This window comes from Salinibacterium sp. M195, assembly GCF_019443965.1.
GTDB lineage: Bacteria > Actinomycetota > Actinomycetes > Actinomycetales > Microbacteriaceae > Rhodoglobus.
Genome location: NZ_CP040814.1, coordinates 1,173,240 through 1,197,930, shown reverse-complemented (window position 1 = coordinate 1,197,930; position 24,691 = coordinate 1,173,240). Strand labels below are relative to the sequence as shown.

The following is a 24,691-nucleotide window of genomic DNA, read 5'->3' as shown; positions in this document are numbered from 1 at the left end:
ACTCGCCTATTTCGCCGAAAAACTATTCGACCTCTGGCAGCTCCCACGGCGCCGCAACAGGGTAATACTCGTCGAGGAATGACCGCACAGCGGCTGCACGATCTTCTACCGAAATCTCGGGAAAACTCCCGTCGTTGAGGCAGAAGAAGTCACTCGTGCGCTTGCGCAACAGCGAACGCATCTTACGCAGCCCCTCGAGCGACGTTGTGTCGACGTACTTGACTTTGGCATCCGCCTGAATCATCGCCTTGCCGCTAAGCAACGCGAAGTAGTGGTACAGCGAGTTCGTTACCGACACGTCGGTGGCCTGACGGAAGGCACTCGCGCTCGTGCGCTTGAAGTCCTCGGGAAAGGTTTGCTCAAGCTCTTTCAGCACCGAGACGCGCAGCGGCGTAGCGGCATGCTCGAGATGGCGAGTGATCGTGGCACCAAACTTTTCTTGCAACAGCCGACGGTTGACGCGGGCAGCGTTCTCGAAGCCGGAGCGCTCGATGCTGCTCTCGCCCAACCCGATGCGGGTGCGTGCCTCAATGAACTTGGAGACACCGCCAGGAGTGAAGAATGCTGACGGGCTCACTGAACGACCGAAGAACATGTCGTCGTTCGAATACAAGAAGTGTTCGCTCAGCCCGGGAATGTTGTGCAGCTGGCTTTCGACAGCGTGCGAGTTGTGAGTCGGCAGGTCGTCATGGTTGGCGAAGAAGTCTTCACTGCGCATGAGCGTGACCCGCGGATGCTCGGCCAACCAGGCCGGTCGAGGCGAGTCAGTCGCAATGTAAATATTGCGAATCCAGGGGGCGAACAAGTGCACCGAGCGAAGGGCATATTTCAGTTCATCCAGCTGTCTAAAGCGTGCTTCAGAGTCGTCACCTTCGCCAACAACGAAGTTTGCCATGCGGGCAGCCCGAGCCTTCTGCCATTCGACCTCGGCACCATCAACCCACGAGAAAACGATGTCAATATCGAACTGGATGTCGCTGGCCAGCGGATCGAACATTCCCTTCAACGTCGGCCACGACTGACCGTAAAACTCGACGGTGTCGTCGATTGCTTCAGTGCGCGGCACCCACCGGCGCATCAGTGCGTTCGGGTTTGGCGCAACAACTTCATTGCGCACGTGTTCCCACAGCTCAAGTCGCACGCCGAATGGTGCGTCGAATCGAAGTCGGCCCGCTGGCTCAACGCGCGGGCGGAACAACATCATGGCTTTCGCTTTGATCACAGACACGAGCACACCGTCTGCGACGAGCACGGGGCTATCGCGAGCATCCGACGCAACAGGTTTACCGTTCTCCTTGATGCGAGCTGGCTTCACATAGAACGGCTCATTCTGGCAAGCGGCGACCAGGGCAATCTTGAGCGCCTTGCGGTCCTTCCAGTCGACCGCCAACACGGGGGTCTCACCATCGCCGCGCACTAACAGAAAACCGATGCCCGCATTGTCGAGAACAGCGCGAAGAAACAGCAGATCATCGCGCACCGCTTCACGCGGTGTCAGGGTGTCATTGCTGAGCGCCAGCAGTCCATCGTGAAGCACAACATCGTCGCGGTTCACAACCGCAGGAGAAGAAACATGGTCAATCATGGGGGCCCCGTCGTTAAAGCGTGAATGAGCTGCCCAGCGACCGAAAATCGGCGAGGCGTTAGCTTCTCTGAGAGTAGCCTGACCCGCTGAGAATCGGTCGGATTGCGCTCGGCAACGCCGAACTACATGCTGCCGAGTTCGTAGACCACCACACTCGTAATCATCGGATTCGTTTTTGCCAGCGCCAAAGCCGCATCGATGTTTTCAGCGGCAATCACCGAATAACCGGTGAGGGCATCCAGACCGAAATCGAGAGCAGTTGCGCCCTCGCGCGTGACTTCAATTCCGGCGCTGAGCGGGTTACCGGGATCAATCATTGCGTCACCGACATCGCCAAACCACGCCATCCAGGCCGCACCAATTTCGGGGGTCGGCTGCTCAAAACCTTTGTAAAGGAATAGAAACTTTTTCACTGGTCACTTCTCTCCGCGCTGCGCAAGGCAGTGCTCCGACTTAAACGATGAACCCTTCGGGCGCGGCTCCCAAGAGGTCGCGCGTCGCGACGATCTGGGCAAACTCATCGTGCAAGTTCACCCCGGTCATACGGGAAAGCTCGTCGGCCGTCACCTCTTCGCCGTACGGCCCGACGCGGCCGAAGGTGTGCGTGGCGTCCAATACAAATTTCACGTCGTAGCCGAGATTACCGCCGACTCGTGCCGTGGTTTCGCAGCAGTGATTGGTGGTGATGCCGCAGATCACAATCGAATTGATCCCGGATGCGCGCAACCACGAGTCAAGGTCGGGGCTGCCATGAAAACTTGAGTTCACCGACTTCGACACCAGCAGCTCTGGGGTGCCAGACAGCACATCTTTGAACTGATTGCCGTGCGCGCTGGGATGCAACGGTGATGCCGGATCTAAGGAATCGTGCCGCACATAGACGATGGGCCAGCCTTCGCGACGCCAATGGCCAACCAGCATCCCGATGTTGGATTCACAGTCTGCGTTGTTGCGCAGACCCCAATAGTCAGAATCGTCGAATCCCTGTTGCACATCGACGACGATCAGTGCTGTTGTCATGACGGCCTCCTCGCCGTTGCTGTCGCTACAGAACTAGCCGACGCTTACCCCGAATAGTAGCCCTAGGAGGTAGGTGGCGGCGGCGGCCCCGAAGCCAATGGCCAGTTGCCGCAGCGCTCGCTTCAATGGCGAGGCCCCCGAGAGCAGACCCACGATGGCCCCCGTAATCAGCAGGGCAATACCCACGAGGGCTGAGGCGATGAACACCGCGGTGAGGCCTTCCGCACCAAAAAGGTAGGGCAGCACCGGGATGACCGCGCCAGAAGCAAAGAATAGGAAACTTGACGCGGATGCTCCGACCGCTGAGCCAATCGGGTTATGTGCTGCGGTGGCCGGCTCCGGTTGTGCATCTCGCCCCGACAACACTTCGGCGGCCTGAAGCTCGGCATCCTCGCTGCTCATCCCGCGAGCGCGATAGACAAGGGCCAGTTCATTTTCGTCGACGTCGAGACTGGTGACGGAGTCTGTTGCGATAGGGCCGTGCGCTGCAGCATTCTCGAGTTCAAGCTGGGAGCGCACAGAGACGTATTCGCCGGCGGCCATCGAGAGCGCACCAGCAAGGAGCCCGGCAACACCGGAGAGCAAAACGACAGCGTTGGGGAGTCCTGCTGCACTCATGCCGAGCACGAGTGCGAGGTTGGAGACGAGCCCATCGTTGGCTCCGAACACGGCAGCGCGGAACGTTCCCGAGAGTCGTTGACGCCCCCGCGTTGCGAGGGCGCGCACCACTTCCTCGTGCACTGCCTCGTCGGCGGCCATCGTGTCTGTCGCGTCTGCGTCATCCAGATACGGCGATCGTGATTCTGCACGCTGCGCAAGGGCCAACACAAATACTGACCCAAAACGGCGCGCAAGAAAACCGAGAAGCCGGGTGCGGGGATCAGTGGGCAACGGGCGGCCCGCATGCTCGCCGAGCAGCGTCAACCAGTGATCCTCATGGCGCTTTTCTGCTGTGGCCAGAGCCATCAGAATCTCGCGCTCTTCGCCGGTGCGGCGGGATGCCAGATCACGGTACACGGCGGCTTCAGCGCGTTCGGCGGCAAGATACCGTCGCCACCGCCGAATCTCGCGAAGGCCGGGGCTGTGCGTCATGCGGAGAACTCGACTCCCCAGGACGCCGAGAATTCGTTGCCTGGCTCGAGCCAGAGCAGGCCACGGCCGGTATTGAAGGCGTTAGGCGCTGCCGTCATCGGTTCAATGGCGACAACTTGGCCGATGCCGGCGAGGGTCGGAAAGTTGCGCGGAGTGAAGAGCTGTACGAAATCAAACTTGTCGTCGACCGTGACCCGCACTTCGCGACCATCGGGGGCAGTGAGGCGAGCAGCAACACCATCGATGACCTCAACGCCGCCAAAGGCAGTGTCGAAGTCGAGTTCACCGACGGGGCGGCCGGCGCTGAGATCAAACTCGGTGCCCGCAACTGCGACTTCACCGGTGGGAATGAGGCGGTCGTTCGATTCGAAGCGGGTGGCGGCGGTCATCGTGAGCGTCAGTTCAGCGACGGGAGTGTCACCAATCTTGAAGAAAGGGTGAGTTCCGAGTGCGTACGGGGCTGCGGCATCCGACAGGTTCGTAGCCGTGTGGGTTACGCGCAGCCCAGCCTCAACCAGTTCGTAGCGCACTGTGGTGTGCACGTGAAACGGGTAGCCGTGCTGCGGGAAGATCGTGGCCTCGAGAGTTACTGAGCCTTCTGTGCGCTCGATGAGGCTGTAGCCGAAGTTACGCAGCAGGCCGTGGATGGCGTTGTTGCGATCGCGCTCGGTGATGTCGAGGTGCTGCGGCTCACCATCGAGCATCCACGTACCATCTTCGATGCGGTTCGGCCACGGCACCAACACGATGCCATCGGCAAAGGGCGGCATGTCGTTTTCGGCGTACGATTCGACAAGGTCAACCCCACCAATGCTGAATTCGCGCAACGATGCGGCGAGTTCGGTGATGGTTGCCCGAGCCTCCCCCTGCTCAGTGGCTCGAGTGATGATGTACTGGTTTCCGGTAGGCACGCTCACCGCAACAGCTTACCGGCGTAAAGCACTCAGGAAAGAAGCACCCATGTCTGACATTCGCGATGACGTACTCATCGACTTCGAGGCCATCTTCGGTCACCCCGCTGCCGGCGTCTGGTCTGCCCCCGGCCGCCTCACCCTTCTCGGCACCGCCACGAGCCCCGACACGGATGCCGAACTTGCGATTGCGATCAACCGCCGCACCGTTCTCGCCGCCGGACCCCGCACAGATCGCAGCGTGCGCATCGCGAGTGCTCTCGTTGACGAGCTCGTCACGGTCGAGCTCGATGAGCTTGCCACCGGCACCAGCGCAACGGGGTGGAGCCAGATTGCTCTCAGCATCGTGCAGGAGGTGATGGCGGCATCCGCCAATCAGCACGAGCTCAGCGGTTTCGAAGTGTTCATTGACACCACGGTGCCGGTGGGCGCCGGACTGGGTTCGTCGTCGGCCCTTGAGGCTGCGCTTGCTCTGGCTCTGACCGATCTGTGGAACTTGAGCGATGACGTGGCCAAACTCCCCGAACATCCCGATGTTGCCGCGTGCGTGTTCGCGCTCGATGACCATGCCCTTGTGCGCCTCGAGGGCGAGACCCGACCCGAGCCGTTGCCTCTCGACTGGCAGACCGCCGGGCTCGAACTGCTGGTCATCGATACGGATGCGCCAACCGCCGATGCGCTCGAGACGGCGTTAGCGGATGACGAAGTGCGCCGCACCCTGCACACCGTTACCGAAAATCAGCGGGTTCGTGACGCGGCACTCGCAATCCGCGACGAAACGCCACGACTATTGGGTGCGCTGCTCGATGCGTCGCACGCCAGCCTGCGCGACGAATACGGCATCTCGACGACAGAAATCGACCTCGCGGTAGAGACTGCGATGACCGCAGGCGCTTTGGGGGCACGGATGCTCGGCCGCCCCTTCAGCGGGGTCGCCGTCGCCCTCGTCGACACCGACACAGCATCCCGGGTGCGGGTAGCGCTCGATGGAGCTTTCGCCGAGCACGCGATGGGGCAACCCACCGTGGAGGCGTTCTCGCCCTCGCAGGGGGCCCTGCGCGATCGCTAGCTAGCTCTAACTAGCTGTTGATTTTTAGCACAACGGCGATTGCGAGCGCGATCGCGACTACCGTGCCGGCCCATACCCACACCTGAGCCCACGGAAAGCGGCGCTTTCGTGGGGTGCGCGGGGTGACGCGTTGCGGCCTCGGTGGCCGTTCTGCGGTCACCGTTACAGCCGTTCGGCCGCGTCGACGACGTTCTTGACGAGCATCGCGCGAGTCATGGGGCCGACGCCACCGGGCATCGGAGAAAGAAATCCAGCGACTTCGGCAACGCCAGGGTCGACATCGCCAACGAGGCGACCCTTGCCAGTCTCTTCGTTGATGACGCGAGTAATTCCGACATCGAGCACGGCCGCGCCTGGCTTGATCCACTCTGGACGGATAAGCCCGGCAGAACCGACGGCAGCAATCACGATGTCGCCTTGGCGAACGTGGTTTTCGAGCTGGGTCGTGCGGGAGTGAGTGAGGGTGACCGTGGCATCCAGTCCCTTGCGCGTGAGGACTAGCCCAAGGGGGCGCCCGACGGTGAGCCCACGGCCGACAACCACGACATGCTTACCGGAGATCGGCACGTCATAGCGCTCGAGCATTTCGACAATTCCGGCCGGGGTGCATGGCAGCGGCGAGTCAAGCTTCGTTCCCACACCCAAAACGAGTCGCCCCAGGTTGGTGGGGTGCAGGCCATCGGCATCCTTGGCTGGGTCCATGAGTTCGAGCATCGCGTTCTCATCGAGACCTGCGGGCAGCGGCAGCTGAATGATGTAGCCAGTGACGGCAGGGTCTTCGTTCAGGGCGACGATGGCATCCCGAACTTCATCGGCGGATGCCGTGGCCGGCAGATCGACGCGAATTGATTCGATGCCCACTTCGGCGCAATCGCGGTGCTTGCCCGCAACGTAGGAACGCGACCCGGGGTCGTCACCGACGAGCAGTGTGCCGAGGCCCGGAGTGATGCCGCGGGCCTTGAGGGCGTCAACGCGAACACGCAGTTCGTTCTTTACTGCGGTTGCCGTAGCAACACCGTCAAGTTTCACTGCGGTCATCGTTTTCCGTTCGAATCGGGCCAACGCGCTGGTTGGCCACTTCTTTTACTGCCATGTCTATTAAACGCTAAAGAGCCCGTCGCTATGTTCACACGGCGACGGGCTCTTTAGTTGTGCCTAGTGAGGCCCAGGTGGTGCTGGTTAAGCCCAGCTACCGGGGCTTTCGAGACCTTCATAGAGCGGGAAGGCATCGGCGAGCGCACGAGCGCGAACCTGCAGCGCCGCGAGGTCTGCACCGGGCTTGAGGGTTTCGGCGATGATGTCCGCAACCTCAGTGAATTCGGCGTCACCGAATCCGCGGGTGGCGAGCGCTGGCGTTCCGATGCGAAGACCAGAGGTGACCATCGGCGGGCGCGGGTCGGCCGGAACGGCGTTGCGGTTGACCGTGATGTCGACGGAGTGCAGCAGGTCTTCGGCTTCTTGACCGTTGAGTTCTGACTTGCGCAGGTCGACGAGCACGAGGTGCACGTCGGTGCCTCCCGTGAGCACGTCGATGCCGAGGTCTGTCATGTCGTCGCGAACGAGACGCTCAGCAAGAAGACGGGCGCCGCGAAGGGTGCGCTCTTGGCGGTCCTTGAACTCAGGGGTTGCGGCAAGCATGAAGGCGGTCGCCTTGGCGGCGATCACGTGCATCAGTGGCCCACCCTGTTGTCCGGGGAAGACGTTGGAGTTGATCTTCTTGGCGATATCAACGTTGTTGGTGAGGATGAAGCCCGAGCGCGGTCCACCGATTGTCTTGTGCACTGTCGACGAGACGACATCCGCAAAAGGTACGGGGTTGGGGTGTAGCCCGGCAGCAACGAGACCCGCGAAGTGAGCCATGTCTACCCAGAGAACGGCACCAACCTCATCCGCGATCGAACGGAATTCGGCGAAGTCGAGCTGGCGGGAGTATGCCGACCAGCCAGCGATGATGACCTGCGGCTGAACCTCGATGGCCTTAGCGCGAACGTCGGCCATGTCGAGAACGCCGGTCTCTTCGTTGACGCCATAGGCGTGTGCTTCATAGAGCTTGCCCGAGAAATTGAGGCGCATGCCGTGCGTGAGGTGCCCGCCGTGATCGAGCGAGAGGCCCAAGATGCGGTCACCGGGCTTAGCGATCGCCGAGAGCACTGCGGCGTTAGCGGAAGCACCCGAGTGCGGCTGAACGTTCGCGAACGCGGAACCGAAGAGGCTCTTGGCGCGGTCGATGGCGAGCTTCTCGGCGATATCAACAAATTCGCAACCGCCGTAGTAGCGGCGCCCCGGGTAGCCCTCTGCGTACTTGTTGGTGAGAACCGAACCCTGTGCTTCGAGAACGGCGCGAGGAACGAAGTTTTCGCTCGCGATCATCTCGAGAGTATTGCGCTGGCGACCGAGCTCTTGAGCGAGCACTGCAGCGATCTCGGGGTCTACCTCAGAGAGAGGCGAAAGGAATGTTGACACAGATGAGCTCCTTGCGACATGGGTGGATACGTCAAATCTACCCGGTGCTAGTCAGCGTCGCGAGAATCTGCAAGAATTGGTCATAGTTAGTTAGGAACCCTGACAAACCCCATCGCCGATCGGAACTCAATGACGACTGCCCCCGTGATGCCCGCACCCGTGCACTTCAGCGCCGGATCAGGCCACTATGCCCTCACTGACACCACGGTCATCCATGCCACCGGCAGCGCACAGCCCGTCGCCGAATACTTGGCCGAACTCCTTCGCCCGGCAACAGGATTCCCCCTGCACATTGCCACCGCAGAAACCCCAGGCTCCCCAGCTATCGAGCTCACCATCGGTGACACCGCGCAGCCAAACCCGGGTTATCTCCTCAGCATCACGGCAACGCGAATCGAACTGCGAGCGGATGACGCTGCCCAGCTTTTTGCGGGAGTGCAGTCGCTGCGCCAGTTGCTTCCGCACGCGATCGAACACGCCACGGTGCAGGATGTCGACTGGCACGTGCCCTGCGTCGAGATCAGTGACTACCCCCGCTTCTCCTATCGCGGCGCCATGCTCGACGTTGCGCGGCACTTCTTCACTGTGGCCACCGTCAAGCGCTACCTCGACCGGATGGCGCTGCTCAAGCTCAATGTGCTGCACCTGCATCTGACCGATGACCAAGGCTGGCGCATCCACATCGACTCGTGGCCGAATCTGACTGCACTCGGCGCGACCACGGCGGTCGGCGGCGGGGCCGGCGGCTTCTACACCAAGGCCGATTACACCGAGATTGTGGAGCACGCGGCATCCCGCTACATCACCGTCGTGCCCGAAATTGATGTGCCCGGCCACACCAATGCGGCGCTTGCGGCCTACCCGGAACTCAATTGCGATGGCAGCGCACCCGCGCCGTACACGGGCATCGAAGTGGGTTTCAGCTCGCTCTGCATCTCCAAGGAACTGACGTATCAGTTTCTGGATGACGTGTTCCGGGAGATCAGCGAGCTAACCCCGGGCCAGTACCTTCACCTCGGCGGTGACGAATCACTTGCGACGAGCGACGAGGACTATCTCGAGTTCATCCGACGCGCGACAGCGATTGCGGCGAGCCACGGCAAGACTCTGATCGGGTGGCACGAAATGGGGCGAAGCCGCGATTTGCCCGCCGGAACCGTTGGCCAGTATTGGAGCTACGTCACCCCTCGCGACGATGCCGACAAACGAGTGGCCTCCTTCATCGAGCAGGGCGGCCGAATGATCATGTCCCCTGCCGACGCCATCTACCTCGACATGAAATATGCGACTGACGAAGAACTGGGCTTGGAGTGGGCGGATGGGCCAACCACTCTCGACGCCGCCTACAACTGGGACCCAGCAGCGATCGTCAACGGCGTGACCGACGAGCACATTCTCGGCATCGAAGCGCCGCTCTGGACCGAGACAATCGACAATGTGCGCGATCTGGAATATATGGTGTTTCCGCGCATCATCGCTGCGGCAGAAATCGCTTGGTCACCACGCTCCGCGCACGACTGGGCCGACTTCACCCGGCGTCTGGCAGACTGGTCACCGCGGCTCCATGCCGCAGAAATCACCTACAACCGCGTCGATGAAGTGAGCTGGCCCGAAGTGAGCCAGCCTGGAATGAGCAGCACACCGTGAACGACCACGTCATCCATTCGGCACAACTGGTTACTGGCAGCGAGATCGTCGACGACGGCTGGGTGGCGTGGCAGAGCGACACGATAGTCGCGACGGGCACCGGCGAAGAGTGGCGAACTCACACGACACCCGCGACAACGGTCACCAATGCAGCCGGCAGCTTTCTCAGCGCTGGCTTTGTAGACATTCATTGCCACGGCGGCAATGGTGCAGCTTTCGATGATGGCCCAGAGGCAATTCGCGCAGCGCTTAGTGCGCACCGAGCCAAGGGCACGACCCGCTCCGTAATTTCGCTCGTCAGCGGAGACCATGCCAGCTTGGTGCGCAGCCTCTCAACAATCGCTGAGTTGGCGGCGACCGATCCCCTTGTTCTCGGCAGCCACCTCGAAGGCCCGTTTCTGCAGCACAACTTCAAGGGCGCCCACAACCCCGACGCGCTGCGCAATCCCACCGCCCGCGAGATCGATGAACTGCTCACCGCCGCCAATGGCACGCTGCGACAAATCACGATTGCGCCAGAACTCGACGGTGCGATGGAGGCGATTGCCCAGCTCAGCGCCGCCGGGGTCACCGTCGCCATCGGCCACACCTCAGCCAATTACGACCAGACGCTCGCTGCGATCGATGCCGGGGCACGACTGCTCACCCACACTTTCAATGCCATGCACGGCATCCACCACCGCGAGCCCGGCCCCATTACGGCGGCGATCAGTCGAGAACCCGTGATTCTTGAGGTCATCAATGACGGCGTGCACGTGCATCCGGATGTCGTGAAGATGCTCTTCGCGTCGGCACCGGGGCGCGTTGCGCTCGTTACCGACGCTATGGCAGCAGCATGCTCCCACGACGGAAACTATCGGCTGGGATCACTCGACGTCACCGTCACCGATGGCGTCGCTCGACTCAGCGATGGCGGCTCTATCGCAGGATCGACACTGACAATGGATGCCGCGGTGCGTCGAGCCGTCACCGAAGTCGGGCTAACCCTGCCGCAGGCTGCTGCCGCGGCTTCCGCTGTGCCGGCGAGAGCTATCGGGCGCTCCGGCGATCTGGGCACTCTTGCTGCCGGATTCGCCGCCGACGCCGTGCTCCTCGATGCCGACCTTAAGGTACTGGCGGTGTGGGCTGCTGGTCGCGCACTGCCGCAGCCCGAGCGCTCCGACGCCTAAGCAGTTCTCCCCCGACGATGGCAAACACGACGGCAACGCCGAGGATGCCGGCGTCGACGTAGGGCAGCGAAATCACGCCGTACTGATCGAGCAGAATGCCGCCGAGGAGTGCGCCGCCGCCGATGCCGATGTTGAACGAAGTGGTGAGGTAGGCGGAGCCGACGTCGCGCATGCGGGGTGAGGCCAATTGCAGTAGTCGTGTTTGCATCATGGCGGGAACTCCGCCGAAGGCCATCCCCCAGACGGCGATAACGATGAACATGACTGCGGGTTCTGCGGGGAACATGCCGAGCAGTGCCGAGCAGATCGCGACAAGGGCAACCGTGACGGGGATGATGCTGCGCGGGAATCGATCGACGAGTAGGCCGGCGAGTGCGAGACCGACAGCACCGGCGGCTCCAAAGATGAGCAGCACACCGGCGACAGCGCCACCTTCGATGCCAGCAGGCCCGATCAGGTACGGAACGATGTAGGTGTAGAAGAGGTTGTGACCGAGCATCACGAGGGCAACCAGAACGCACACGTAAATCACGCCAGGGACCGAACGGTCTTTGCGCAGCGGAATCGAAATCTCGCCGGTAGAGAGCGGCTGCTGGTGATCGACCGGGGGCAGTATCCGCACCACCATGATCGTGAGCGCCAAAATGATGATCGCGATCACGACGAAGGCAAGCCGCCAGCCAAGGGCGTGGCCGAGAGCAGTTCCCACGGGCACACCAAGCACGAAGGCTGCAGTGGCACCCGCGCTCGTCACGGCAACAGCGCGGCCTACCTGGTGCGGGGGAACGAGATGTGCCGAGTAAGCGCCGACGACGGCCCAGAACAGTCCATGCGAGAGCCCGCCGATGATCCGCGCGATCACGAGAACGGCGTAGTTCGGAGCGGCAGCGGCCAAAAGGTTTCCGACGACAAACACGAGCAGCACGATGATCACAAGCTTCTTGCGCGGCTGATTCCGGGTGAGAGCAGCCAGCGGCGCCGTGGAGATCACTACGGTTGCCGCAAAAATCGTGATGAGCAGCCCCACTTGCGACTCACTCACCGAGAGTTCCGTGGCAATCTCCGGCAACAGGCCGGTAGGCAACCATTCGCTAGTCACCGAGGTGAAGATTAGCGCTGAGAGGGTAAAGAGACCCGCCCACGGAAACGCTGGGGAAGACGGAGATGCTGGTGAAGTGCGTGGCGTGCTCATGTTCGACTGAGTCTAGCGCTGGCACCGGTACGCTAATTCTGTGACCACCTCAACGCACTGGATCGTAACTCTCACTTGTGACGACAAGCCCGGCATCGTTCACGCCATCAGCGGGGCCATTGTTCACGCCGGTGGCAACATCACTGAGTCGCAACAGTTCTCCAGCGACGACACCGGTCGCTTCTTCATGCGACTCCAAGTGGAATCGGATGCTTCGCGCCACGATTTCGAGACAGCTCTCGCCCCCGTGACCGAGCGGTACACGATGGAATGGCAACTCGACGTTGTGGGGCGCCCCCTGCGCACCCTCGTTTTGGCATCCAAGGCCGGACACTGCGTCAATGATCTTCTGTACCGCCAGCACGCGGGGCAACTGGCGATCGAGATGCCGCTGATCATGAGCAATCACCCCGATCTGGGTTCTCTCGCCGAGTTCTACAAGGTGCCGTTCGAATCCCACGCGGTAACAACGCCCGGACAGAAGTTGGCCTTCGAAGACCGCATTCTCGAAGTCGTTGAGCAGCACGACATCGAGCTCGTGGTGCTCGCCCGCTACATGCAGATACTCTCTCCCGAACTGTGCGAGCAGTTAAGCGGCAAGATCATCAACATCCACCACTCCTTCTTGCCGGGCTTCAAGGGTGCGAACCCCTACAAGCAGGCCCACGCGCGCGGTGTGAAGCTCATCGGTGCCACCGCCCACTTCGTGACGAGCGACCTCGACGAGGGCCCGATCATCGAACAGAACGTGGTGCGCGTGGATCACGCGAGCACCTCAACCGAACTCGTCTCGATCGGTCAAGACGAAGAAAGCCGCACCCTCACTCAGGCCGTGAAATGGTTTGCCGAAGACCGCGTGCTGCTCGATGGAGCGCGCACGATCATCTTCCGTTAGTCCGCCGCGTCAAGCATTTCGAGCAGGCGGTTGGTCGTACGCCAGTTGCGCACGGTCATTCGCTGAGAGAGCCGTTTGCTGCGAAGACGATCAATACGAGACTTCGAAGAATTGACGACCGTGCGCGAGAAGTAAAGGGCATCCGGCCCCGGTGCAATCGAATCAACATCGTCGTTGAGCTCTGGCAACTGTTCCATCGCTTCGGCAGCGGTAAACGGTCTCTTGAGAAAGAGCACATCGCCCAATAGCTCGGCAGAGCCGTGATCGGCCGGTGCTGCCGCGATTGTTGCGGCGAGTTCATCCCGCGACCGCACGACGGTAATAATCTCGGCCCCAAAACTCTCGTGCAGCATCCGCTCAATCACCACTTCGAGTTCCGCGCTACTCGCCGAGTCACAGGCAAACAAAACATTGCCGCTCTGAATAAAAGTTCGAACGCCCTCAAAGCCAGCCGCACCAAAGCACTCGATCAACGACTTCATGCTGATCACATTTTTGCCGCCAACGTTGATACCGCGAAGCAGCGCCACATACTTTGTCATTGCTTAGTGCAGCCGTTCCCAATCGAGTCGGTTATCCCACGAATACCGGTAGTAGTCAGCAAACTTCAGCTCGGATGCCGCCGCCTCATCCACAATCACCGTGACTGTTGAATGCAACTGAATTGCCGACCCCGGAAGGCTAGCCGTTACCGGACCCTCCACAGCGCCCGCGAGCGCCGCAGCCTTCGCCTCACCAAATGCCAACAACACCAGGTGCCGTGCGCGCTGAATCGTGCCAAGCCCCTGAGTAATGCAGTGCGTGGGAACGTCAGCGGGAGAATCGAAAAAACGCGCGTTATCGCGACGGGTCTGCTTCGTGAGAGTCTTCACGCGAGTGAGTGATGCGAACGACGATCCCGGTTCATTGAATCCGATATGGCCCGTCGAACCGATGCCCAAAATCTGTAGATCGACACCGCCCGCAGCAACAATCGCCCGCTCATAGTCGTCGCCAGCAAACTCCACCGGCCCGCTCTCCGCCGGAACCTGCACCAACGACGGCGTCAACCCCAGCGGCTCAACAACCTCCCGAGTGATCACCGAGCGGTAGCTTTCGGGATGCCCAGCAGGCAATCCAACATACTCATCGAGAGCAAACCCCCGAACAGCAGACAGGTCGAGGGCGCGAGCCGCGAGCGCAGACCACGTCGTTAACGGCGTCGAGCCCGTCGCTAAGCCGAGGACGGCATCCGGAGTCCGCCGCACGAGGGCCTCGATCAGATCTGCGGCTACCTCGCCTGCAGCCTGCTTCGAGTCAACAATTACTACCTCTGCCAATTCGTTACCCTCTCGCTACTGACCATGGCGGCACCAACGGCCGCCGCCGGAAACTCTTGCGGTAAACCGTGCACCCGGCCGCTCAACCCGATGGAGGCAAGGAACGCTGAACTGGTCTCCCAGCGCGCAAGCACTGCGCGCACATCATCAAGCAGATTGGTGAGGGTGCTCACCCCACCACCCAGTACAACAGAATCCACATCGATCGTCAGAACAAGCATGCGCACGGCCGAGGCCACGCCTTCGACAAGACGAGAGCGAACAGCGATTGCTTCAGGATCCCCGGATGCCGCAGCCTCAAAGAGAGCCGTCGTCGGCTGATCGGAGTCGGTAGGCCACATGCGCGCCACCCCCGAACCGGATGCCACGGTCTCGAGGCATCCGCGCTGGCCACACGCACACTCAGGCCCATTCGGATCGATAGGCACATGCCCGATCTCACCCGCAGCGCCCCGAGCACCGCGCCACACCTTTCCGCCAAGCACAAGGCCGGCAGCAAGACCGGTGCCCAGGTTGAGGAACGCCATCGAATGACTCGGGTCATTCTCCAGCAGGTGAAAAGCACCGAGCGCTGCCGCATTGACATCGTTATCGATGCTCACGCTGCGTCCGAGTCGCGCATCGAGCTCCGCACCGAGGTCGAGACCATCAATCGCCAGATTCACCGCATGTGAAACCCGACCATCCACCACTGTTCCGGGAATTCCGATGCCAATGCTCGTGAAGTCGATCGTGCTCACGCCAACACGACTAGCCAATTCCTCGAGCGCCTGAACAGTGGATGCGACCAGCGGGCCGGGTCCGATGCCGGAACGAACCCGAACCTGCCCCGCAATCGCGCCCTGCTCGTCGATGGCAACGGCATCCGTTTTGGTCCCGCCAATATCGACGCCGACCCTATAGAGCGGAATCACCCCTTCACCGCCCCCGAAACGAGACCGCTGGTCATTCGTCCTTGAACAATGAGGAAGAAGATGATGACAGGGATCGCCATCAGCGTCGAGCCGGCCATAATCGCCGACCAGTTGGTGGTGCCATTAGCGATCTGGAACGTGCGCAACCACACCGGCAATGTCATCATTTCGGGCCGCGAGTTCACGACGAGGGCGAGCAAGAACTCGTTCCACGCCTGGATGAATCCGAAGACACCGGTGGCAACAAGCCCGGGTGCCAGTAGCGGCAGCGTAATCCTCCAAAAAGCTCCCGACCGCGACAGCCCATCGATCATCGCCGCCTCTTCAAGCTCGACGGGCACACCGTTCACAAAACCGCGAAGGGTCCAAATGGTGAACGGCAATACCGTCGCGACGTACACAATCGTGAGCCCCATGATGGTGTTGAGAAGCGACCAGCTATCAAGAACACGGTAGGTCGACACGATCATCGCTTCTGCCGGAATCATCTGCACAATCAGGATCGTCAGGATGAAGCCCTTGCGACTCTTGAACCGAAAGCGAGTAACGGCAAGCGACGCCAAAAATGCGAAGACGAGCGCAATGATCACGGTCGACACTGTTACGACAACAGAATTGCCGAGCGCCGGCATGAACTGCGAACGCGTCGTATCGAACAACACCGTTTCGTAGTTGCGCAGGGTGAAATTTTGCGGCCAGAAGTTGACCTCTGACCCGATGATCTCGTTGTTCGGTTGAAACGAGGTTTGCACCATCCAGTAGACGGGGAAGATCGAGAATGCCGCAACCACGAGCGCGAGGGCACCCAGAATGACCTTGTTGATGCGCCGCGATACCGCGCCCTTTCGAGCGGGAGTCTTGGCGACCGACGTAGCAATTGGTCTCATCCGAGACGCTGTTGATGTGCTCACAGCTCTTCCTCCTTGACGCTTTGGCGAACGTAGTAGAACGAGATCGCGGTAATCACAATCACGGTAATAACCGCGATGGCCCCACCGGTGCCGTACTCCCCTGTTCCCAGCGAATTTTGGTAAATGTAGACGCCAAGCGTCGAGGTCTGGTCTTTGATCCCGCCAATTCCCTGCAGCGCGAAAATCTGAGTGAAGACGCGCAGATCCCAAATGATTTGCAGAATGAAAACCACCAAGAAGATGGAACGCAGGTACGGGAAAATGATGAGTCTGAAGCGCTGCACTGGACCCGCGCCATCCAACTGCGACGCCTCAAGAACCTCATCTGGCACCTGAGTGAGCCCCGCATAGACGGTGAAAGCCACAAAGGGAATAGCTCCCCAGATAACGATGAGCGCGGCGACAAAGAAGAAACTGAGCGGCTCGATAAGCCACGAGTGCCCGATATAGTCCAGCCCAAACCACCGTGTAAGCACATAGTTCACAACGCCGTAGCTGGTGTCGAACATCCACCCCCACACGATCGTGGCGGTCAGTGCTGGCATCGCCCAGGCCAGCAAAAGCCCGATCGAGAGGATGAGCCGCATGACCTTGCCAAGCTCACTCATCAGCAGCGCAATCAGTGTGCCCAGCACCATGGTGCTCGTGACGCACACTGCGGCGAACGCGAAACTGCGGAACATTACCAGCCAGAACGACTGATCGGTCAGAACTTCAATGTAGTTATCGAAGCCGATAAAGGGTGATGGTGCGCCAAAAACTTGCGCGCGGCCAAACTCCTGAAACGACATGATCACGAGTTGGATGAGCGGCCAACCGATCACGGCGGCAAGCACTGCGCTTGCCGGAATCAGCAAAGAGTAGGGGGTGAATTGCGCGCGCGGCTTCTTTACCGCACGCTGACGGCCAGGCTGCGAAGGCGCAACACGGCTGTCGCCATCGACATCGCGGGGAGCAATATCGAGGGAGGGATTCGGTGACATAAGAGCTCCCGGTTAATATTGGACTGTGCCTCGAACCTTTTCCTAGGGCGATGGCAACGAAATGGGTGCTCGGTTCAGTCATGCGCGACCGAGCCGAGCACCCTTTTGCTAGTACAGGTACCGTCTCCGGTACCGGTCGCTAACCGTTGAGAATGCTGTCGATCTTTGCGTCGAGATCCTTAGCTAGCGAGGAAACATCGCCTCCCTGAGCGACCTGAACGAAGAAGTCGGTCAGCGCGCCCGATGCTTCAACGTCGGCCCACTTGGGGGATGCCGGGGTCAACCGTGCAGCACCGGCAGCTTCAGAGATTGCCACAGCAACCTCGTCTGTTCCCAGCGTGTCTGCAAGCGACAGCTTGGCCGGAACCAGGCCGTTAGCGCCGTAGATCGACTGGAACTCGTCGCTCAAGATGATCGCCAGTGCCTTCTTGGCGAGTTCGGGGTGAGCCGAGTTAGCCGAGACCGCAATGTTTGATCCACCAGCGAAGACTTGCGCTGCCCCGCCATCCTTGCCGGGCATGGCGTACACGCCAAGGTTTGCTTCCTCATCGGGGCAACCGGGAGTTTCAGCATCGAGCGGAGCCAGAATCGACCACTTCACCCAGCTGGGGGCAGATAGCTGCAAGGTTGTTCCCTCGCAGTAACCGACCTGTGGGTTGGTTTCGTTGGCATCCTTCGGAGCGCGCGACGCATCCGTCATCACCTCTTGCACTTGCTCAATGCCGGCAATCGATTCAGCGGACGAGAACTGCGACTTCCATTCGCCGCCCTCGAAGGTGGCAACTTCGCCACCGTTCTCCCAAATAAAGGGAAGCGCGTTGTACCAGTCCTGTCCTGGCCACCAGATTCCGGATGCGCCAGGGTTAGCGTCCGCGAGCGCGACACCGTTGCTGATGTACTCGTCGAGGGTGGTCGGAACGCTCAGCCCCGCCCCAGCAAGGGCATCCTTCTTGTAGAAGACCAGTCGCGAGCCCGAATAGAGCGGCGCTGCATAGAACTTGTCGTCGTACGATCCAGCCTCCACGAATCCGGGAAGAAGGTCGTCGCCACCCAAGGCGTCGTAGTCAGCAGTGAGGTCGAGGAATGCGCCCGCCGACGTAAATGCTGCTGCTTGAGTGTTGCCGACCTCAACGAGGTCGGGGCTGTCACTGCCGGAGAGGTTGGTGGTGAGAAGGTCAACGAGACCACCCCACGCCTGCTCTTCGATGGTGATTGTCGATCCGGGGTTTTCTGACTCGAAGGTGTCGATCAGGTAGTCACGGGCCTCTTGGGGAGTATCCGTTCCGACCAACCACACGCGCAGGTCTGCGGTGGCGTCTTCGCCGCTGCCGCTGTCTCCCGCTGAACAACTTGCCAGAGCTAACGCTGCCACGACGCCAAGCGCCGCGATGCTGAGTTTCCTCACTGTGTTTCCTTTCCTAGGGCGATGGTGCCAGCGGAGAACTGGACACCTCGTAGTGCATGGAGCTCGACTATGAGACTCCGAGTTGCGCGGAGAGCACCATCACGGCTGCGCCGCGCATGACAATGTCCTCTCCGAGCGCTGTCATCCGCACCGTCAGATCGCCGTGAAACTTGGCCATCGTTCGCGCGCGGAGTGTCTCGATGGTGGCTTGCTTCAGCGCACCCTCAAGCAATGGGGTCGGACCGCTTAACACAACCTCTGAAAGATTGAGCGCCCCGACAACAGGGGCTAGGGCGATGCCGAGGCGTTGCCCTGCTTCTGCTAGAACCGTGTTTCGTTCTTCTTCATTGGATGTGCCAGCTAGCGCTGCATCCAACCGCGGTGCCGCGAGCCACGTCTCTAGGCACCCGGTCTTGCCGCACGCACATTCCAACCCGCCGTCGGTACCGACAACGACGTGGCCGATTTCGCCAGCCGCAAAGGTGCTTCCGAAAAGCGGGATGCCGCCCAAGAGCAGTCCCGCGCCGACACCGTGACCGACCTTGACGAGCATCATGTCGCTAGCCGCACCGCCGAAGCTGTGCTCGGCCAGCGCGGCGACGTTGGCATCGTTGGCGACGACAACGGGCAGATCGAATCGTTCGGTGAGCATGCTCTGAAGCGGCAGGTCGTCCCAGCCAAGGTTAGGTGCGCTCAACACGACACCCGCGAGGTCGACGATTCCGGGTGATCCGATACCGACGCCGAGCACGGGGCGGGTGACGTTGGCGAGAAGGGCTTCCATTAGCGCAATGACTTTGGTGGTGGCATCCGCACCGCTGCTGTCGTCTAGTGCGATCTCGTGACGGTGGCGGATCGCTCCATGCAGATCCATAACGGCGCCGCGGAAGGTGCTGTAGTCGCTGAGGTCGACACCGACAAGGTCGAAGGCTTCGGCGTTCAGCTCGAGCATTGTCGCGGGTTTACCCGGGCGACTGCCTTCTCGTTGCCCGGTTTCAATCACCAGCCCATCAACGATGAGTTCGGCAACAAGGTCTGAGATCGTGACGCGGGTGAGGCCGGTTTCGCGCGCGATGTCGGCGCGGCTCAGTTCGCCTTGGCGGTAGAGCGTTTGAATCACGAGTGATCTGTTGTGATTGCGTGCGTGCTCGGGCAGCACTTTTGCCGTTGGCCGTAGTGCTTTCCCGTTGGTGAACCCCATTGTCATGTTTGTTAGTAAACTTTACGAACTAAAGATTTGCAACCTTCGCAGCAAAATTGTTACCAAGGTCGCAGTAGACACGACCACTACCGTGAACCTGCGGAGTCAACAAGACAGTATGAGCCTGGATTCAGCCGGAAGTCCGAAAAACACGTGTCAACGGCGCGCAACCAGCGTTGGGCCACACGATCGGCCGCACGGAAGTAGGCACAGACTCATTCGAAGCGTTGCACCATAGCCGAGAAATCCCCGTCGACATTCGCCACTATCGATTTTACTCCTCGGTATATCCAGCGGCGGCCGCTGCTGCTCGCACGTGGGCGGCGCACAACTCTCCGGTGCGCTGTATATCCCGCGCACGCGCCGCAGCCACAATGCTCTTCAACTCAAGCACCGACTGTTGAAGCCGACCAGGGTTCGCCAGTGAACGGCGACGCAATAACGAGATCCGGTTGTTCAATTGAGTGTGAATGTTTCCGACAGTTTCGCTTCCGCAGCCCTGAATCAATATCTCGTAGATTTCATGTTTTAGCCTAAGAGTGGCGGAGTAGTCGCCTGATGCACCGACGTTGCCAAGTTCATCGACACAAGTCTCTAGTGCGTCAAAGACGTCGACTCCTGCATTCGCCGCAAAAAGACGCCCAATGAACGCCTCAAGGACCTCGCGAACTGCAAAAATTTCGCGCGCATCACGGTCCGTGAGCTGCGATACGGTGAGCCCCCGATGTGAAATGGCCGTAACCAAACCTTCTGCTTGAAGATGCTGAATTGCCTCGCGAATCAGCGTGCGACTCACACCCAGCTGCTCGCAGAGTTCGCGCTCAGGAAGGCGCCGCCCGGGTGCCAAATCTCCGTAAAGAATCGCGTCTCGAATGTGAGAGATGACGCGACTCTTCAGCGACAGTTCTCCCCTGTCGAATCCGCTGGCAAGGTTCACGTTCTACCGCTTTCTACTGTCATCAAATACTGCATCATTACTTTCAGACCGTCGCAATCACAACACACTTGAGCTGAGTGTAGTGATGAAGGGCTTCAATACCCTTCTCTCGGCCGTAGCCGCTCTCCTTCACTCCGCCGAAGGGCGTCTCCACCGCACCCGTCGACCACGTATTCACAAACACCTGGCCCACTTCGAGCGAACGGGCGACGGTTAACGCTCGCGAGATATCCCGAGTCCAGACGCCGGCAATGAGCCCGTAGTCGGAGTCGTTTGTAATACGGATCGCTTCCTCGTCACTCTCGAAAGTGATAGCAACGAGAACCGGCCCGAAGATTTCTTCAGTGGCAATTCGTGAGTTGGAATTCTGAGTGGCGTAGATCGTAGGAGGAATATAGTTTCCCACCGCGTTATCAGATGTTGCGCCGATTCCCCCCAAGAGCGTCTCTGCGTGCTCAGTGGGAGCTAGGTTCAAGTGCTCCTGCACCTTGAGATACTGGTCGCGCGTGATGAGCGGCCCCACATCGCTGCCCAGAGAAAGTGTGCGCGCTTGCTCGACCACCTTCGCCAAAAACTCTTCTCGAATGGACGACTGCACAAGTAGACGAGTACCAGCAGAGCAGACCTGACCGGCGTTCGAAGTAAAGGCCCGTACCGTCTCACTAGCTGCAGCGTCAAGGTCAGCGTCGGCGAAGACAATATTCGCCGACTTGCCGCCGAGCTCAAGCGTTACGGGAATAATGCGGTCTGCGGCGATCTTGCCGATCAAGCGCCCGACACCGACCGATCCCGTGAAAGCAACTTTTCGCACCGCGTCTTGGCGAACCAGCGCATCACCCGCAACGCTTCCCTTGCCGAGCACTACGTTGAAAACACCGGCAGGGATCCCCACCTCGCCCATTAATTTCGCCAGGCGAATCGTCGTGCGAGAAGTCACCTCTGCAGGTTTGATGACCACCGTGTTTCCCGCGGCAAGCGCAGGCGCGCAGGCGCGCGCAGCCTGATTGAGAGGTACATTCCACGGGGTGATGACGGCAACGACACCGATCGGTTCTCTGATCGTGAAGGTGTGTTCCGTTGCCTTCGTATTGATGACCTCACCGGCAGGCAAGTGCACGAGTGCTGCGTAGTACTCGAAATAATCTGCGGAGTTTGCGATCTCGCTGAGCGCGGTTGAGCGTGGCTTTCCTGTTTCGGCGATCTCGTCATCGGCAAGCGATTGCGAGTTTTCACGAATAGCGACCGAGAGCGCATGCAGCAAGCGTCCACGCTGCTTGGCATCAGTGTTGCGCCAGAGCGGAGCGGCAGCGCTTGCCGCGGCAACGGCAAGTGACACTTCGCGCTCGCCGCCAGAAGCGAGCGTCGTCATCGGCTCGCCAGTCACCGGGCTGTGCGTGGTGACGCTCGCCCCGTCAGCAGAATCTACTTGTTCGTTGTCAATCCAGTGCAACAGTTTGTCACTCATGATTCAGTTTTCTCATTCTGCGGTGCTCCGCTTTCAAGAACTTGCGTGTCAGGATCCGATTCGAGCTGCTCAAGCATCGCGTCGATGGAACGCATATCAATCGACGCTCGCGTCACGCTGCGATCCAGTGAACGGTCGAGCGCATCTTGCACGTTTTCAAGTCCGAAAACCGTGGCGCTGAGCCGATCTAGCGGAAGCCGAGCAGCGTTTCGTTCCAGAAAACACAGTGCCTTCCAGAGGTAGCGACCGTCATAGCGGTCAACATGCACAATGGTCAATGCCTTACGCGTGATCAGCCCCGGATCGTAGTCGATACTCACTCCAGGGGAAAGGTTGCCCATGACGAGATAGCGACCACCGCGTCGGAGCAATTGCAGCCCTTCTGCAAAGGCGGCAGGAATACCGGCTACTTCAACGGCAGCATCTGCACCACGGCCATCCGTGAGCTCGCGAATGATTCGCACGCGTTCGTCGAGTTGCGGATGCTGAGAAATGTCGACGATAGCGTCTGCGCCAAAGGCTTGAGCCTGTTCGAGCCGTGCCGCGACGGAGTCCACGACGATAACCCGCGCGCCACGCTCTTTCGCCACGGCGACGGCATAAAGACCAAGGCCGCCCGCGCCCTGGACCACAATTGTCTGACCCGCTCCTGGATTGATCTGGTCTAAGCCGTACATCACCTGGCTAAGCGCACAATTTGCGCCGACCACTATCTCGTCGGAGAGTCCGTCAGGAACTCGGTAAACGTGCTGACGCGGGTGGATGTAGCTGTGGGTAGAAAAAGCCGCGTGAAAGTGGGGAGCTTCCTCAGGCTGCTTGCTAAAGAATTCATATGCGTTGTCGCACAGGTTGTACTCGCCCTCGAGACAGTGGAAGCAACGATGGCACGTTTGGAAATACGTCGCCACGATGCGATCTCCGACGGCAAGCGGCTGACCGCGGTTGTCCATGGTGACATCGTCGCCGAGTCGCTCGATAGTGCCAACCACTTCGTGGCCGAGACCACCACGTTTTTTGACAGGGTGTTTTCCTGCCCAAATGTGGAGCTCGGAGCCGCACACATTTGCCAGGCTATTTCGCATCACAATCCCGCCACTCTCTGGCTCTGGAACGGTGGCGAGGGCGAGACGGAGCACACCGGGTGCCTCCATATAGGCGACGATGCCCCGCGAGTTAGCCTTGCTCATCATCTCTTCCTTGCTGACGTGTGAGGAACTCAAAAATGAGGGTGTGATCGGCGGCTGGCTCATACTCTGAGTCTGCTGCGTTCCACAGTTCGATGGCCGACGTTGCGACCGAGCCATGTGCTGAAACCTGAGGCAGCAGCGACGCCGCAATCCTGAGATCCTTGGCCATCAAGCTCAGCGCAAACCCCGAATCGAACGTTTCAGGCAAAATGAACTTCGGCATTTTCACTTCGGAAGAATTGCTTCGGCCAGACGATGAGTTCAGAACTTGAGTCATCGTTGCTGGCTCGATTCCGAAGGCTTCGCCGGCGAGAATGGCCTCGGCAGTGATGGCGAGGGTGGTCGCCGACACAAGATTGTTGAGAGCCTTCGCCGCGTGTCCCGAACCCACCGGACCCACATGCATCATCGTGCCAAGAGGCTCGAACAGTCTCGACACATCTGCCACGTCGCTGCTGAATCCCCCCACCATGATGGCGAGGGTGCCATCCTTGGCACGCAGTACTCCACCGGACACTGGCGCATCGACAAATCGCACCCCCTTCGCGGCGGCCTTAGCAGCGAGCGACACCGTGCTGCCAGGCTCCGCTGAGCTCATATCGACGATGGTGGCGCCAGCGTCAAGCCCCTCTAGCGCGCCGGCACCTCCCACGACAGATTCGATAATCGGAGAGCCAGGCAGCATCAGGATGACGATGTCGGTTCCTGCCCAACACTCCCCAGCGGGGCTAGCAAGCCCCGGATAGGAAGCGACGATGGCGTCCACAGCATCCGGGTCAGCATCCGCAAGTTCCAGCGCTATCTCACGCTCGAGCAAGCGAGCCGCCATCGGCGCGCCCATCTTGCCGAGCCCGATGAAACGTATTCGTTGTGCTGACACAGCCTATTCCTTAGCCATTTGTTCGATCACTTCGCCTGCGAGCCGAAAGCTCTCCATCGCGGCAGGAACGCCACAGTAGATCGCAGTCTGGAGCAGAACTTCTTTAATTTCATCAGGAGTAACGCCATTGTTGATCGCGCCACGAACGTGGACCTTGAGTTCATGACCGCGATTAAGAGCGGTCAGCATCGCAAGGTTGGCGATGCTGCGATCGCGGCGGGCGAGCCCCGGGCGATCCCAGATGTCTCCCCAGCAGTACTTGGTGACGTGCTCGATCAACTCTTGAGAGAACTCTGTTGCGCTCGCGATGGAGCGGTCGACGTGGGCGTCCCCTAGCACAGCGCGGCGGTTGGCCATTCCCCGGTCAAATAATTCAGTGGACATAATCAAACTCCTTTATAGGTGTGCGGATCGTTGTGATGAGGTGAAGAGAGAGCGTGGCAACC

At 60.2% G+C, this 24,691-nt stretch carries 24 protein-coding genes; 4 read left to right on the top strand and 20 right to left on the bottom strand.

Annotated features, from left to right (window positions below):
• Positions 1–22 precede the first annotated feature (22 nt).
• The 5 genes from FFT87_RS05690 to FFT87_RS05670 all read right to left on the bottom strand — a co-directional run bounded on the left by FFT87_RS05690 (position 23) and on the right by FFT87_RS05670 (position 4,614).
• Positions 23–1,585: a stealth family protein gene (locus tag FFT87_RS05690; protein ID WP_219950356.1), complete on the bottom strand. Its 1,563-nt coding sequence runs from the start codon at positions 1,583–1,585 to the stop codon at positions 23–25.
• Positions 1,586–1,707: 122 nt separating this feature from the next.
• The gene (locus FFT87_RS05685) at positions 1,708–1,998 is read right to left on the bottom strand and encodes a hypothetical protein (RefSeq protein WP_219950355.1); all 291 of its coding nucleotides are present in this window, start codon (positions 1,996–1,998) and stop codon (positions 1,708–1,710) included.
• A 40-nt stretch (positions 1,999–2,038) separates the two neighbouring features.
• Positions 2,039–2,605: a cysteine hydrolase family protein gene (locus FFT87_RS05680; RefSeq protein ID WP_219950354.1), complete on the bottom strand. Its 567-nt coding sequence runs from the start codon at positions 2,603–2,605 to the stop codon at positions 2,039–2,041.
• Between the two features lie 33 nt (positions 2,606–2,638).
• Entirely contained in the window at positions 2,639–3,697 is a 1,059-nt protein-coding gene (locus FFT87_RS05675; protein ID WP_219950353.1) for a VIT1/CCC1 family protein, read from the bottom strand.
• Positions 3,694–4,614, bottom strand: a complete 921-nt coding sequence (locus FFT87_RS05670; protein WP_219950352.1) for an aldose 1-epimerase family protein — start codon at positions 4,612–4,614, stop codon at positions 3,694–3,696. Before FFT87_RS05670 ends, FFT87_RS05675 begins: the two co-directional genes overlap by 4 nt.
• A gap of 43 nt (positions 4,615–4,657) precedes the next feature.
• Between FFT87_RS05670 and FFT87_RS05665 the strand changes: the two genes are divergently transcribed.
• A complete protein-coding gene (locus FFT87_RS05665; protein ID WP_255560079.1) occupies positions 4,658–5,677 on the top strand; it encodes a galactokinase family protein in 1,020 nt (339 codons plus the stop codon).
• A 162-nt stretch (positions 5,678–5,839) separates the two neighbouring features.
• Here FFT87_RS05665 and FFT87_RS05660 read toward each other — a convergent pair whose 3' ends face one another.
• Complete coding sequence (locus FFT87_RS05660) at positions 5,840–6,715, bottom strand: bifunctional methylenetetrahydrofolate dehydrogenase/methenyltetrahydrofolate cyclohydrolase (RefSeq protein ID WP_219950350.1); 876 nt, start codon at positions 6,713–6,715, stop codon at positions 5,840–5,842.
• 141 nt (positions 6,716–6,856) lie between these two features.
• Complete coding sequence (gene glyA, locus FFT87_RS05655) at positions 6,857–8,140, bottom strand: serine hydroxymethyltransferase (protein WP_219950349.1); 1,284 nt, start codon at positions 8,138–8,140, stop codon at positions 6,857–6,859.
• A 129-nt stretch (positions 8,141–8,269) separates the two neighbouring features.
• Here glyA and FFT87_RS05650 point away from each other — a divergent pair, with 129 nt between their 5' ends.
• Both FFT87_RS05650 and nagA read left to right on the top strand, forming a co-directional pair.
• A complete protein-coding gene (locus FFT87_RS05650; protein WP_219950348.1) occupies positions 8,270–9,787 on the top strand; it encodes a beta-N-acetylhexosaminidase in 1,518 nt (505 codons plus the stop codon).
• Complete coding sequence (gene nagA, locus FFT87_RS05645) at positions 9,784–10,956, top strand: N-acetylglucosamine-6-phosphate deacetylase (protein ID WP_219950347.1); 1,173 nt, start codon at positions 9,784–9,786, stop codon at positions 10,954–10,956. Before FFT87_RS05650 ends, nagA begins: the two co-directional genes overlap by 4 nt.
• Here nagA and FFT87_RS05640 read toward each other — a convergent pair.
• Positions 10,892–12,148 carry an MFS transporter gene (locus tag FFT87_RS05640; protein ID WP_219950346.1) on the bottom strand — a complete coding sequence of 419 codons (1,257 nt, stop codon included), beginning with the start codon at positions 12,146–12,148 and terminating at the stop codon, positions 10,892–10,894. The genes nagA and FFT87_RS05640 overlap by 65 nt on opposite strands.
• Before the next feature lie 40 nt (positions 12,149–12,188).
• Between FFT87_RS05640 and purU the strand changes: the two genes are divergently transcribed.
• Entirely contained in the window at positions 12,189–13,043 is an 855-nt protein-coding gene (gene purU, locus FFT87_RS05635) for a formyltetrahydrofolate deformylase (RefSeq protein WP_219950345.1), read from the top strand.
• Here purU and FFT87_RS05630 read toward each other — a convergent pair.
• From FFT87_RS05630 to pcaC, 12 genes are all read right to left on the bottom strand, one after another.
• Complete coding sequence (locus FFT87_RS05630; RefSeq protein ID WP_219950344.1) at positions 13,040–13,585, bottom strand: DUF1697 domain-containing protein; 546 nt, start codon at positions 13,583–13,585, stop codon at positions 13,040–13,042. The two genes, purU and FFT87_RS05630, sit on opposite strands and share 4 nt — an antisense overlap.
• A 3-nt stretch (positions 13,586–13,588) precedes the next feature.
• Complete coding sequence (locus FFT87_RS05625; RefSeq protein WP_219950343.1) at positions 13,589–14,362, bottom strand: glucosamine-6-phosphate deaminase; 774 nt, start codon at positions 14,360–14,362, stop codon at positions 13,589–13,591.
• Positions 14,350–15,276, bottom strand: a complete 927-nt coding sequence (locus FFT87_RS05620) for an ROK family protein (protein WP_219950342.1) — start codon at positions 15,274–15,276, stop codon at positions 14,350–14,352. Before FFT87_RS05620 ends, FFT87_RS05625 begins: the two co-directional genes overlap by 13 nt.
• Positions 15,273–16,187, bottom strand: coding sequence for a carbohydrate ABC transporter permease (locus tag FFT87_RS05615; protein ID WP_255560078.1), 915 nt, complete (start codon positions 16,185–16,187; stop codon positions 15,273–15,275). Before FFT87_RS05615 ends, FFT87_RS05620 begins: the two co-directional genes overlap by 4 nt.
• Positions 16,184–17,170 carry a carbohydrate ABC transporter permease gene (locus tag FFT87_RS05610; RefSeq protein WP_219950341.1) on the bottom strand — a complete coding sequence of 329 codons (987 nt, stop codon included), beginning with the start codon at positions 17,168–17,170 and terminating at the stop codon, positions 16,184–16,186. Before FFT87_RS05610 ends, FFT87_RS05615 begins: the two co-directional genes overlap by 4 nt.
• Positions 17,171–17,309: 139 nt before the next feature.
• Positions 17,310–18,575: an extracellular solute-binding protein gene (locus FFT87_RS05605; protein ID WP_255560077.1), complete on the bottom strand. Its 1,266-nt coding sequence runs from the start codon at positions 18,573–18,575 to the stop codon at positions 17,310–17,312.
• Positions 18,576–18,642: 67 nt separating this feature from the next.
• A complete protein-coding gene (locus FFT87_RS05600) occupies positions 18,643–19,776 on the bottom strand; it encodes an ROK family transcriptional regulator (RefSeq protein ID WP_219950340.1) in 1,134 nt (377 codons plus the stop codon).
• 274 nt (positions 19,777–20,050) lie between these two features.
• Positions 20,051–20,713, bottom strand: a complete 663-nt coding sequence (locus tag FFT87_RS05595) for a GntR family transcriptional regulator (RefSeq protein WP_219950339.1) — start codon at positions 20,711–20,713, stop codon at positions 20,051–20,053.
• Positions 20,714–20,756: 43 nt separating this feature from the next.
• A complete protein-coding gene (locus FFT87_RS05590; RefSeq protein ID WP_219950338.1) occupies positions 20,757–22,178 on the bottom strand; it encodes an aldehyde dehydrogenase in 1,422 nt (473 codons plus the stop codon).
• Positions 22,175–23,365, bottom strand: coding sequence for a zinc-binding dehydrogenase (locus FFT87_RS05585; RefSeq protein WP_219950337.1), 1,191 nt, complete (start codon positions 23,363–23,365; stop codon positions 22,175–22,177). Before FFT87_RS05585 ends, FFT87_RS05590 begins: the two co-directional genes overlap by 4 nt.
• Positions 23,352–24,245, bottom strand: coding sequence for an NAD(P)-dependent oxidoreductase (locus FFT87_RS05580; protein ID WP_219950336.1), 894 nt, complete (start codon positions 24,243–24,245; stop codon positions 23,352–23,354). Before FFT87_RS05580 ends, FFT87_RS05585 begins: the two co-directional genes overlap by 14 nt.
• Positions 24,246–24,248: 3 nt before the next feature.
• Entirely contained in the window at positions 24,249–24,632 is a 384-nt protein-coding gene (pcaC, locus tag FFT87_RS05575; RefSeq protein WP_370628580.1) for a 4-carboxymuconolactone decarboxylase, read from the bottom strand.
• Positions 24,633–24,691 lie beyond the last annotated feature (59 nt).